Here is a 12,343-nt window from a genome sequence, read left to right as displayed (position 1 = left end):
GTTTTTGTAGGGTGGATGGCGCTTGCGCCATCCACCTTATCATTAAGGATGAAAATTCACCCATTTCTGCGCGGCAATTCCCGGCTTTGAAATAAACTGAAAGCGCGCCGGATCTTCAATAAACTGCTGGTACAGCGGCTCGTCGTTTATACCAAATTCAGAGTAGCTACGCGGTGAAATTACCTGTAATCGCCCCGGCATATACTGCCGGTTATGCTGCCAGGCAACGTGTTCATCCTGCAATAGCGGATACCAGGCCAGTCCTTTGTATGCCCGCACCGCATCGTATTCAAAGCCGTATTCACGGTCGCACCAGGCGCCAAAGGTCAGCGGTTCGTCCGGGGACGCGGAAATAGTGGCATGCGCCCAGCCCGGCGGCACCAGCACTTTCTCTCCGGGCCCCGCGCAGACGGCAAAGCATCGCCCCGGATCCTCGGCGACATATTCCTGCATATAGATAATCGCTTTCCCCTGCCAGATTTCGTAAAGCTCCGGCGGCGACCAGCCGCTGTGCTCGCTGATACGATGGATATGGCCCTGGCTACGAATGGGCTCATCGCCCAGCCGTCCGCTTGCGTACGTCACCACGCCAAACAGCAGCATGCGCTTTTTGAGCTCTTCGCGATCCTGAAGTCGGGAGACATCCATAGCGATGGCATAAACATCTTCCGGACCCTGACATTGGGGATCCCGCAGCGAGGCGCGGATCTGGTCGAGCTTACGAATCTCCGGCAGCGGGCCGATCGCCTCTTCGCCGTAGCTGAAACCCATTGGCGAGTGGTGAATCTTCATATCGAGGCCAAAATTGAAGCGTTGCTCAGCCATTTTGCACCTCTTTAACCTGAACCCTGCCGTCGCGCTCAAGAACCCTCAAGGCAAAACCCTGCGCCAGCGATGCATAATCGTGCCCGGCAGCGCTCGGCCAGACGGCCAGCGCGGAGAGAATTTCGTGGCCTGTGTTTATCAGACGATGGGCGGTAAAGCCTGGAATAATATGGATTGAACCCGGCGACACCTGCTGCAGGCGAGCTTTGCCCTGCTCATCCTGCAGCAACAGCAGGCCCGCGCCCTGTAAGCCAAAATAGACTTCCCCCTGCTCCCGGCGCTGATGGAAATGCCCGCGGGTCATATAGAACTCGTCGCCCACGCGCCCCGGCCGTAAATGCGTAACGCCGACGTACAGCTCTCCTTCTCCTTGCGGAGAGCTCAGCATTTCGACTTCATAGACTGGGGTTTCAGGCGAGATTGCCTGCCACGCATCGGGATCGTGAAACACGCCCTGTAGATCGCCGCAGCGCGTTACTTTTTTAACTACGTTTTCAGCCGTTAGCCGGCCAGTAAGAAACGCCACGCTCGGTGGCATGTTGCAAAAAACGCTCATTGATATTCTCCGGCCCAAGGAGAACTGCCCCATCAGTATAGTAGGTTAAACGATTAACCCAACGATCGAAGCGGAATAAAGCGATCTCTGTCGCGTTTAAAAATTACGGCGCCAGCGCCAGCACGTCGGCTACCCAGGCGCGGAATCCCGGCACGTCTAAATCCAGCGCAACCTGGGCGTTTGCCGGGCGCCCAAAACGCCCTTCTATATCCACAACCGTTGTGCCCGCCGTATATTCACCATGAGTTTCCACCGCCACAAAACAGGATTGCATGCGGAACAGCTCCGGTTTTATTAGCCAGGCAATCGCGCACAGGTCATGCATGCGCAAACCGGTCGCCATGCTGCCGCTACGATAGTGACTAAACAGCGCATGGAGCATTTTTGCGGTCTGATTGAGTTGCGGAAGCTGTTGCAGATAGTCAGGGCTAAGCACCGCCTGGTTAGTCACGTCCAGACCGCACATGACGATATCCAGCCCGCTGTCAAACACGCGCGCGGCGGCTTCCGGGTCGATGGCGATATTAAATTCGGCGTTTGGGGTGAAGTTGCCGCGTCCGGCTGAGCCGCCCATCATCACCAGCCGTTTGATTTTTTGCCTGCTGTGCGGATATTGCGTCAATAACAGCGCGATATTGGTCAGCGGGCCGATGGTGACCAGCGTAACGGGTTCGGCGCTGTTATTAAGGCACCGGTAAATCGCCTCGAAAGCGGGCACCCCGAGCGGCTTACGCGAATGCTCAACGAAAGCGTAGCCTTCCATGCCGGATTCGCCATGCACATAAGCGGCATCGCGCAGCTTCCGCACCAGCGGCGTGGCGGCCCCTTGTGCGATGGGGATATCTTGCTGCCAGAAATGCATGAGCTGCAGCGCGTTACGCGTGGTTTTTTCTACCGAAACATTGCCGGCAACGGTGGTGATAAGTTTTAAATCAATCTGCGGCGCAAAGAGCGCGGCGGCAATCGCCACCGCGTCGTCAATACCGGGATCGGTATCCAGAATGACCGGGATTCTGCTCATGCTTTTTCTCCATAAAAAATGCCAGACGGTTTGATCCGGCTGGCATCTTCTCATTTTCGTAAGCGGCCTGCGCTACTCTACTTCACGAACATCCATACGCAATTCACGCGGCACTTCAAAAACGATATTTTCTTCGCGCCCCGTCAGCTCGCGGGTTTCGCTGCCGCCCAGTTCACGCAGGCGGGCAAGCACGTTCTGCACCAGGATATCAGGCGCGGATGCGCCAGCGGTTACGCCGACACATTTTGCGGCCGTTACCCACTCTTCCTGAATATCCGTGGCGTCATCAATCAGATAGGCCGCTTTACCCATACGCTGCGCAAGCTCGGCCAGACGATTGGAGTTGGACGAGTTTTTCGAGCCAACCACCAGCACCACATCCGCTTCATCCGCCAGCGCACGCACCGCTTCCTGGCGGTTGGTGGTGGCGTAGCAAATATCATCTTTACGTGGACCGATAATTTTCGGGAAGCGGTTACGCAGCGCGTCGATCACATCGGAAGTATCATCCACGGAAAGCGTGGTCTGCGTCATAAACGAAAGCCTGGTCTCGTCTTTCACATCCAGCTTGCTGACGTCTTCCGGCGATTCAACCAGGTACATGCCCCCTTTCGGATTGCTGTACTGGCCCATGGTGCCCTCCACTTCCGGATGGCCCGCGTGACCAATCAGAATGGATTCTTCACCACGGCGGCTGGCGCGCGCTACTTCCATATGCACTTTGGTCACCAGAGGACAGGTTGCGTCAAAGACCGTTAAATCACGGCATTTTGCTTCATTGCGTACCGCCTGGGAAACCCCGTGCGCTGAGAAAATCAGGATAGCGCCATCCGGCACCTCGCTGATTTGCTCGATGAAAATCGCGCCGCGTTCGCGCAGGCTATCTACCACATAGCGGTTATGCACCACTTCGTGACGAACATAAATCGGCGCGCCGTACAGGGCCAGCGCGTTTTCCACAATGCTGATAGCGCGGTCGACCCCGGCACAAAAGCCGCGTGGGTTAGCCAACAGGATCTGCATTCAACGCCTCCAGTACCGGGTTAACTTCCAGTACTTCGATATCGAAATGGATGGTTTGCCCGGCGAGCGGGTGGTTAAAGTCAACGGTGATGGAATCCCCGTTCACCTCACGCACGACGCCCGGCATCTCGCTGCCATCCAGTGCGGTAAAAAGCATAATCGCCCCCGGCTCCGGCTCGCCCGCGTCGACAAATTCGCGACGCGAGAAATACTGGATCATGTCCGGGCTGGGTATGCCAAAGGCGGATTCCGGCGCCAGAGAAAAGGCTTTTTTATCTCCGGCTTTCAGACCGACAAGCTGGTCTTCCATGCCCGGCGACAGGGTTTCATCGCCAAGCGTGAAGAGCGCCGGCTTACCGTTGTTACGGGTGGACTCAGCGGTGGAGCCGTCTTCAAGTTTCAGGGTGAAATGGACCAACACCCGGCTGTTGGCCTGTACAGATTCAGCCATTTGTTACCCTTTTTGCTTTGCGGGCTTGCTGGAGGAGACAAAGAAGCCCTCCAGCACAATCAGCGCCGCGCCGATACAGATTGCCGTATCGGCCAGATTGAAGGTGGCAAAGTGCCAGTCGCCGATATAGAAATCGATCATATCGACCACAAAACCGTGCCACAGCCTGTCGAACAGGTTGCCCAGCGCGCCGCCGATAATTAAAGCATAGGCGATATTATTGAGCTTCTGGCTCGCTCTGGCGCGATACATCAGCGCCGCCAGCACCACGCTGATACCGATAGCGATACCTGCGAAGAACCAGCGCTGCCAGCCGCCTTTATCGGCAAGGAAGCTAAATGCCGCGCCGTAGTTACGGGCGTAGTGCAGATTCAGCGACGGGAACAGCGATACGGTATCCCCCAGCATAAAATGCTGGAGAATAAGGTACTTGCTGCCCAGGTCGACGATCAGCACTACGACCACCAGCCACAGCCAGCGCAGGCCGGTAGAAAGAATCGGTTTACTCATCAGGCAAATTTACGCTTTTCGCCGTCGCCGGCTACGTTGCTGACACAGCGGCCGCAGATTTCTGCGTGTTCCGCCACCTGACCGACGTCTTTAGTGTAATGCCAGCAACGCGGGCATTTTTCACCGTCGGCTTTGCGCAGGGCGATTTTCAGACCCTTCACGATTTCACTTTGTTGAGCGTCATCGCCCGCCTGCGCATAATCCGCAACTTCGGCTTCGGAGGTCAACAGGACGAATCGTAATTCTTCGCCGAGGCTGTTCAGCTTCGCGGCCAGTTCGCTATCCGCGTACAGCGTTACCGCCGCTTCCAGAGAACCGCCAACGCGCTTATCAGCACGCGCCTGCTCAATAACTTTGTTGACTTCGCCACGCACCGTCAGCAGCGTGTCCCAGAAGTCATTGTTCATCGCTTCGCTATCCGCAAGGCCAAACAGGCCTTCGTACCACTCGCCGGTAAAGACGTACTGCTCGCGTTTGCCCGGCAGATAACCCCAGATTTCATCCGCGGTGAAGGACATGATCGGCGCCATCCAGCGAACCAGCGCTTCTGCGATGTGGAACAGCGCGGTCTGGCAGCTACGGCGCGCCACGCTGTCCGCTTTCGCGGTGTACTGGCGGTCCTTGATGATGTCGAGATAGAACGAGCCCATTTCAATAGAGCAGAAGCGCATCAGGCGCTGAACCACTTCGTGGAAGTCGTAATTCTCATAAGAGGCCAGGATATCCGCCTGCGCTTCCTGCGCGCAGCCAACGGCCCAGCGATCGAGCGTAACCATATCTTCCGGTTTCACCATGTCGGTTTCCGGGTTAAACCCGTTCAGGTTCGCCAGCAGGAAGCGCGCGGTGTTACGGATACGGCGATAAGAGTCAGCGGCGCGCTTGAGGATTTCGTCAGAAACCGCCATTTCGCCGGTGTAATCGGTAGAGGCCACCCACAGACGCAGAATATCCGCGCCCAGCTTGTTCATCACATCCTGCGGAGAAACGGTGTTACCGATGGATTTGGACATTTTGCGGCCCTGACCGTCGACGGTAAAGCCGTGGGTCAGTACCTGGCGGTAAGGCGCTTTGCCTTTCATCGCCGTAGAAATCATCAGGGAAGACATGAACCAGCCGCGATGCTGATCCGAACCTTCAAGGTACATATCTGCCGCATGGCCGTTGAATTCCGGACGCACATCCACAACGGATGAGTGCGTTGAACCGGAGTCGAACCATACGTCCAGAGTGTCCGGCACCTTGGTGTAATTGTCGGCGTCGTCACCCATGATGTCGCGCGGGTCGAGATCCCACCACGCCTGGATGCCGTCCTGTTCTACGCGCTTAGCGACTTCTTCCATCAGCTCCAGCGTGCGCGGGTGCAGCTCTTCGGTCTCTTTGTGTACGAACAGGGACATTGGCACGCCCCAGGTGCGCTGACGCGAAATACACCAGTCCGGACGGTTCGCCACCATGGATTCGATGCGCGCCTGGCCCCAGTCAGGGATCCACTGCACGTCTTTGATCTCTTTTAAAGACTGCGCGCGCAGGCCTTTCTGATCCATGCTGATGAACCACTGCGGGGTAGCGCGGAAGATGATCGGCGTTTTGTGACGCCAGCAGTGCGGATAGCTGTGCAGCAGCTTTTCAACGTGCAGCAGTGCGCCTTTATCACGCAGGATATTGACGATCAGATCGTTGGCTTTGAAGACCTGAACGCCGTCCAGACCCTCGTAGGTGCCGGGCAGATAGCAGCCGTCCGCGCCAACCGGGTTAGCCACTTCCAGACCGTATTTCTGGCCGATAACGTAGTCGTCCGGGCCGTGGCCTGGCGCGGTGTGTACGGCGCCCGTACCCGCATCCAGCGTAACGTGTTCGCCCAAAATTGTCGGCACGTCGAAGTCCAGGAACGGATGCTTAAAGCGCATCAGATCCAGATCCGCGCCTTTCGCCGTGCCAAGAATCTGCCATTCGCCGATGCCTGCGCTTTTCATTACGCTTTCGAGCAGATCTTTCGCCACGATCAGCGCCTGGCCATCAACCTGCGCCAGCACGTATTCGAATTCCGCATTCAGGGAAACGGCACGGTTAGCCGGCAGCGTCCACGGCGTGGTAGTCCAGATAACCATTGAAACCGGGCCGCTAGCCTGCGCTGCGCCAAATTTGGCTTTCACCGCATCGGCATCAACGGCCTGGAAGTTAACGAAGATGGATGGGGAAGTTTTGTCGTAGTACTCAACCTCCGCTTCAGCCAGCGCTGAACGGCAGTCGACGCACCAGTGCACCGGTTTCGCCCCTTTATGCAGATGGCCGTTGCCGATGATTTTACCGAGCGCGCGAATGATGTTCGCTTCGGTGTTGAAATCCATGGTCAGATACGGACGTGACCAGTCGCCCAGCACGCCTAAACGGATGAAGTCCGCGCGCTGGCCATCAACCTGTTCTGCCGCATATTTACGGCATTCCGCACGGAATTCCGCCGCAGAGACTTTCTCGCCCGGCTTGCCGATAAGCTGTTCTACTTTCAGCTCGATTGGCAGGCCGTGGCAGTCCCAGCCCGGCACATAGGGAGAATCAAAACCGGAAAGCCCTTTGGACTTCACGATAATGTCTTTCAGAATCTTGTTAACCGAGTGACCAATATGAATGCTGCCGTTCGCGTAGGGAGGGCCATCATGCAGAATGAAGGATTTTTTGCCTTTTTTTGCATTACGGATGATGCCGTACAGATCGTCACCATTCCAGCGCGCCAGCATGCCCGGTTCGCGTTTGGCGAGATCGCCGCGCATCGGGAACCCTGTTTCCGGCAGGTTCAGGGTAGATTTAAAGTCACTCATTAGATTCTCGGTTCCGTATTTCGGTGTTGAGGAAAGTCTGCTCAGGCGTTTGACCCGAAAAACTCGCGGGCTGTTACCACGTCTTTTGCGATTTGCGCCTTAAGCTCATCAAGCGAGGCAAACCGCTGTTCATTGCGTATCTTTTTACGCAGCACCACATCTATATGGTGCCCATACAGGTCCATTGCAACGTCCAGCAAATGGACTTCCAGCTGCTGGCGCATCCCCGCAACCGTCGGGCGGGTGCCGATATTGGCAACGCCTGGCAGCAGCTTATCGCCGAGGCCCGCAACTTCTACCGCAAAGACCCCTTTAACCGGGGAAACCTGACGACGCAGCGGTATATTCGCCGTCGGGAAGCCGATAGTGCGGCCCAGCTCATCACCGTGAACGACGCGTCCCGAGATGATAAACGGATGCCCAAGCAGGCTCTGGGCCAGCTCAAGGTTGTCATCAGCCAGCGCCTGGCGAACCGCCGTGCTGCTGATGCGCACGCCACCTTCGCAAAAAGTTTGCGTGCTGGTGACGTCAAATCCGTACTCCTGGCCAGCCTTCTGTAATAACAAGAAATCGCCCTGGCGACCAGCGCCAAAGCGGAAATCGTCACCCACGGCGAGAAACTTTACCCCAAGGCGCTCGACCAGCAGATCGCTGACAAAATTTTGTGCGGTCAGGGCGGCAAAGCGGCGGTCGAACCGGACGCAAAGCACGTAGTCCACGCCGCACTCGGCCAGGTAACGCAGCTTTTCGCGCAGCCTTGTCAGGCGTGCGGGAGATTTACCGGCGGCAAAAAGCTCAAGCGGCTGTGGCTCGAAGATCATGACCATCACCGGTAGATTGCGCGCACGCCCCTGGGCACAGAGCCCTTGTAGCAGAGACTTGTGGCCTCGATGCACGCCATCAAAGTTACCAATGGTGAGGACACACCCGTGGTGACTCTGGCGCAAATTATGTATGCCGCGTATCAGCTTCATGGCTGGCTCAAAACAGTGGAAATCGGCGGATTATATCAACTACCGCGATGAACGTTAACCAACGATTGCCCCCTTTGGCATAAAGCTTTAAGGATTTCATTGCGCTGAAGGAGAGTTTCAGCGGGCAAGCGCGCCATTGAACGAATTTTGTTAGCGAAAGGCTGTATTCATAGCCATGAAGCTGGTAGAATCCGCGCCATCACAACGTAAGAGGTGCCGTAAGTTTAACGGCGCTTATTTGCACAAATCCATTGACAAAAGAAGGCTAACCGGGCATATTCCTCGGCCTTTGAATTGTCCACATAGATCATATTTGGGAGTTGGACCTTGGCTAATATCAAATCAGCTAAGAAACGTGCCGTACAGTCTGAAAAGGCTCGTAAGCACAACGCAAGCCGTCGCTCTATGATGCGTACTTTCATCAAGAAAGTATACGCAGCGATTGAAACTGGCGACAAAGCTGCTGCACAGAAAGCATTTAACGAAATGCAACCAATCGTGGATCGTCAGGCTAGCAAAGGTCTGATCCACAAAAACAAAGCTGCGCGTCATAAGGCTAACCTTACTGCGCAAATCAACAAACTGGCTTAATCGCCTTTCTGTTGTCAGCTTGAAAAAAACCGGCTCACGCCGGTTTTTTTATGCCTGAAATTTGCAGCTTACTTAAAAAGCGCCGAGTAATCTCTTTTACAGACGCGCTGCACCGCCGGGTGCTGAATCATGCGTTCTGCAAAAATGGCGTGGTATTCCTCCATCACGTTTTCAATACGCCCGATCTCAACGATGCTGTCGTCGTTGTAAATATCCTGGCCGTAAAGCGTGGGCGCAATAAAAATGGCGTTATGCGCGGCGCCAAATGCCTTCATTAGCGCGGCATCGTCAAACTCACCGAGTATTTCCACCTTCAGGCCCTGCCCGTTTATCCAGTTAAGGATTTTACGTCCGAGCATTGAACGCCGGCCGGGTATCAGTAAACGTCTCGTTTCAAGACAGGCCGGGAAAGGTAAATCCGGCAGCGGATTCTGGCACCAGAAACTGGTGCCGCACTCGCCGATTTTGACCGAGAACAGCCCCTCCTGCTGCGTTGAATCAATCGGGCAGTCGGAAATAATCATGTCCAGCTTGTGCTGGCTGAGCTGCTCAAGCAGCATTTCGTGGGTGGATTCAAAACAGCGCAGGTGAATTTGCTCATCCTCCACCACCGCCGCATCCAGCACGCCGCTTACCAGCCGTTTGGAAAGCGCGTCGGCAATGCCGACATCGAACAGCAGGCTGGACTCTTTGCGGTAGTTAACGATATCGAGCATTTCCTGGCTTAGGGTAAACATACGGTCCGCGTAACGGAATACCAGCTGCCCCAGTTCGGAAGGCTCCAGCCCGCGGCCTTTGCGCTTAAACAGCTTCCCGTCCAGCCGCTCTTCCAGCGCTTTTATCTGGCCGGTGATCGTTTGCGGCGTCAGATAAAGGGCTTCCGCCGCACCGGCCACGGAGCCCTCTTTACAGACGTGCCAGAAATAATAGAGATGGTTGTAATTGATATGCGACACGCGCTTCCACTCCCTGAGAAATTGTCTATCGGCTGACGGCGGCGGCCCGTCGTCAGCCGATGAACATCACGATGAAAAACGGCTTCTTAACATGCTGTACCCCACCACGGCGGAAAGCAGCGATCCCAGAAGAATGCCGAGTTTCGCCCAGGTGATAAGCTCCGGATCAACGCTGCCAAAGGCGAGTGAAGCGATAAAGATCGACATCGTAAAGCCGATCCCGCACAGCACGCCCACGGCCATAATGTCTTTACCCGTTGTTCCCTCCGGCAGGCTCGCCAGCCTGAGCTTTAAAGCAGCCCAGCAGAACAGGCTGATACCCAACGGCTTGCCGATAAACAGGCCTGCGATAATGCCCATCGGCAGCAATGAGGCTAATCCTTCAGCCGTCACGCCGCCTAAGGAAACGCCAGCGTTGGCAAAGGCGAACAGCGGCAGTATTAAGAAGGCGACCCAGGGATGCAGGACATGCTCCAGCTCACGCGCAGGGGAACGAGCGTTCTTCTCTTTCAGCGGGATGAAGAAACCAACGATCACCCCGGCAAGCGTCGCGTGTACGCCAGACTTCAGCACGGCAGTCCACAGCACTATGCCCACCAGAATATAGAGGCCGGTGCGGCGAACGTTACAGATATTCAGCAAAGCAAGTACTGCGATAGCGCCTGCGGCCACGGCCAGCGAAAGCAAAGAGAGATCGCTGGTATAGAACAGGGCGATAATAATGATGGCGCCAAGATCATCGATGATGGCCAGCGCCATCAGAAACACCTTTAAAGCGGCAGGCACGCGGTTACCCAGCAGCGCAAGGATACCCAGCGCGAAGGCGATATCCGTCGCGGCCGGAATGGCCCAGCCCTCGCGGGTAACGGGATCCTGATAGTTGAAGATCAAATAGACAGCGGCGGGAACGACCATGCCTCCAAGCGCTGCGATCATCGGGAAAGCGGCCTGACGGCGGCTTGCCAGGGATCCTTCAACCATTTCACGTTTTACTTCCAGACCAATCATTAAAAAGAAGATGGCCATTAAAGCGTCGTTCACCCACAGCAGCAGGTTTTTACTGATGTCCAGAGAACCAATGCGTACTTCCACAGGCGTTGCTAAAAACGCCTGATAAAAACCGCTGGTGAAATCGAGGTTAGCCATAATCATTGCCATAGCGGCGGCAACGATCAGCAGGATGCCGCCTGCGGCATCGCCATGGAAAAAGCGTTGTAGAGTTTTCGTCATTCTTTCATCCTGTATGCAAGCAGTTAAGCCGATACCAGGCCGTCAAAATAACAGTCATAACACTTCGATAAAAGTAGTTTATATAACAGGAATAGCTCGGTAAAAACGAATTAAAAGGGATGCAGACTTATCGACCTGGCGGAAATAAAAAACCTGAACCGGGACTAGCCGATTCAGGTTTTTATTTTTATAAAGCAAGCCGATGATTTACTTGGTTAAATCATCAAAGAATCTTTTCACGCCGTCGAAAAAAGTTTTGGAGCGCGGGCTGTTTTTTTCGCCGCTTGGTCCACCAAAGCTCTCTTCCAGATCGCGTAAAAGCTGCTTCTGTTTATCATTCAGGCTGACCGGCGTCTCTACTACGACGCGGCACAGCAGATCGCCCTGCGCACCGCCACGTACTGATTTCACGCCTTTGCCACGCATTCTGAACAGCTTGCCAGTTTGCGTTTCGCCCGGCACCTTCAGATTTACGCGGCCATCGAGCGTCGGCACTTCAATCTCGCCGCCCAGCGCCGCCATAGCAAAGTTGATCGGCACTTCGCAGTAAAGGTTGTTGCCTTCGCGCTCGAAGATTGGGTGCTGCTTAACCTGCACCTGAACATACAGATCGCCTGCCGGCGCGCCGTGTTCGCCTGCTTCACCTTCGCCTGCCAGACGAATGCGATCGCCGGTATCCACGCCAGCCGGAATTTTCACCGACAGGGTTTTGGTTTTTTCTACACGGCCGTGGCCATGACAGGTGTTGCACGGATCTTTAATAATGGTGCCGCGGCCCTGACAGTGCGGACAGCTCTGCTGCACGGTAAAGAAGCCCTGGCGCATCTGCACCTGGCCCTGGCCGTGACAGGTTGGACAGGTCTGCGGTTTAGAGCCGGCTTTCGCACCGCTGCCGTGGCAAACGTCGCACTCTTCAAGCGTCGGAATGCGGATCTCTTTGGTCACGCCGCGAACGGCTTCTTCCAGCGTTAAATCCATGTTGTAGCGCAAATCGGCGCCGCGAGCGGCACGCTGACGGCGTCCACCGCCAAAGATGTCGCCGAATACGTCGCCAAAGATATCGCTGAAATCGGCACCGCCACCGCCGCCAAAGCCACCGCCGCCCATGCCGCCCTGCTCAAACGCCGCGTGACCATACTGATCGTATGCCGCACGTTTTTGCTCATCGGTCAGGATTTCGTAAGCTTCTTTGATCTCTTTAAACTTACCTTCAGCCTCTTTATCACCCTGGTTACGGTCCGGGTGGAATTTCATCGCCAGGCGTTTGTAAGCTTTTTTGATTTCACGCTCGTCCGCGGACTTCGGGACGCCTAAAACCTCGTAATAGTCTCTCTTCGCCATCTCTTTGTTCTGCCCCTAACATGCGTGCACGGGCGTGGAGAAAACTCCT

General features: G+C 55.5%; 12 protein-coding genes. 1 reads left to right on the top strand and 11 read right to left on the bottom strand.

What is annotated here, in order from left to right; translation table 11 throughout:
* Positions 1-42: 42 nt before the first annotated feature.
* From WLO31_RS02995 to ribF, 8 genes are all read right to left on the bottom strand, one after another.
* Entirely contained in the window at positions 43-825 is a 783-nt protein-coding gene (locus tag WLO31_RS02995; protein ID WP_435929037.1) for a glucose-6-phosphate isomerase family protein, read from the bottom strand.
* Positions 818-1,381 (bottom strand): glucose-6-phosphate isomerase family protein, encoded by a 564-nt coding sequence (locus tag WLO31_RS02990; protein ID WP_435929036.1) that lies wholly within the window; start codon positions 1,379-1,381, stop codon positions 818-820. The genes WLO31_RS02995 and WLO31_RS02990 overlap by 8 nt, the downstream gene beginning before the upstream one ends.
* 103 nt (positions 1,382-1,484) lie before the next feature.
* The gene (gene rihC, locus WLO31_RS02985; RefSeq protein ID WP_435929035.1) at positions 1,485-2,402 is read right to left on the bottom strand and encodes a ribonucleoside hydrolase RihC; all 918 of its coding nucleotides are present in this window, start codon (positions 2,400-2,402) and stop codon (positions 1,485-1,487) included.
* A 72-nt stretch (positions 2,403-2,474) separates the two neighbouring features.
* Positions 2,475-3,425 (bottom strand): 4-hydroxy-3-methylbut-2-enyl diphosphate reductase, encoded by a 951-nt coding sequence (gene ispH / locus WLO31_RS02980; RefSeq protein ID WP_435929034.1) that lies wholly within the window; start codon positions 3,423-3,425, stop codon positions 2,475-2,477.
* Positions 3,406-3,876, bottom strand: coding sequence for an FKBP-type peptidyl-prolyl cis-trans isomerase (gene fkpB, locus WLO31_RS02975; RefSeq protein WP_435929033.1), 471 nt, complete (start codon positions 3,874-3,876; stop codon positions 3,406-3,408). The genes ispH and fkpB overlap by 20 nt, the downstream gene beginning before the upstream one ends.
* Before the next feature lie 3 nt (positions 3,877-3,879).
* Complete coding sequence (gene lspA, locus WLO31_RS02970) at positions 3,880-4,386, bottom strand: signal peptidase II (RefSeq protein ID WP_435929032.1); 507 nt, start codon at positions 4,384-4,386, stop codon at positions 3,880-3,882.
* Complete coding sequence (gene ileS / locus WLO31_RS02965) at positions 4,386-7,202, bottom strand: isoleucine--tRNA ligase (protein WP_435929031.1); 2,817 nt, start codon at positions 7,200-7,202, stop codon at positions 4,386-4,388. Before ileS ends, lspA begins: the two co-directional genes overlap by 1 nt.
* A 41-nt stretch (positions 7,203-7,243) precedes the next feature.
* On the bottom strand, positions 7,244-8,176 hold the full coding sequence (gene ribF / locus WLO31_RS02960) for a bifunctional riboflavin kinase/FAD synthetase (RefSeq protein ID WP_435929030.1): 933 nt from the start codon (positions 8,174-8,176) through the stop codon (positions 7,244-7,246).
* A gap of 327 nt (positions 8,177-8,503) precedes the next feature.
* Between ribF and rpsT the strand changes: the two genes are divergently transcribed.
* The gene (rpsT, locus tag WLO31_RS02955) at positions 8,504-8,767 is read left to right on the top strand and encodes a 30S ribosomal protein S20 (protein ID WP_039897887.1); all 264 of its coding nucleotides are present in this window, start codon (positions 8,504-8,506) and stop codon (positions 8,765-8,767) included.
* 68 nt (positions 8,768-8,835) lie between these two features.
* On the opposite strand, the gene nhaR is transcribed toward rpsT, so the two are convergent.
* From nhaR to dnaJ, 3 genes are all read right to left on the bottom strand, one after another.
* Positions 8,836-9,723 (bottom strand): transcriptional activator NhaR, encoded by an 888-nt coding sequence (gene nhaR / locus WLO31_RS02950; protein WP_435929029.1) that lies wholly within the window; start codon positions 9,721-9,723, stop codon positions 8,836-8,838.
* Between the two features lie 66 nt (positions 9,724-9,789).
* Positions 9,790-10,953 carry a Na+/H+ antiporter NhaA gene (gene nhaA / locus WLO31_RS02945; protein WP_435929028.1) on the bottom strand — a complete coding sequence of 388 codons (1,164 nt, stop codon included), beginning with the start codon at positions 10,951-10,953 and terminating at the stop codon, positions 9,790-9,792.
* Between the two features lie 207 nt (positions 10,954-11,160).
* The gene (dnaJ, locus tag WLO31_RS02940; protein WP_435929027.1) at positions 11,161-12,294 is read right to left on the bottom strand and encodes a molecular chaperone DnaJ; all 1,134 of its coding nucleotides are present in this window, start codon (positions 12,292-12,294) and stop codon (positions 11,161-11,163) included.
* Between the last annotated feature and the right edge of the window lie 49 nt (positions 12,295-12,343).

It is taken from the genome of Dryocola sharpae (genome assembly GCF_051307055.1).
Taxonomy (GTDB): domain Bacteria; phylum Pseudomonadota; class Gammaproteobacteria; order Enterobacterales; family Enterobacteriaceae; genus Dryocola.
This window is presented reverse-complemented; position numbering and strand designations above follow the sequence as displayed.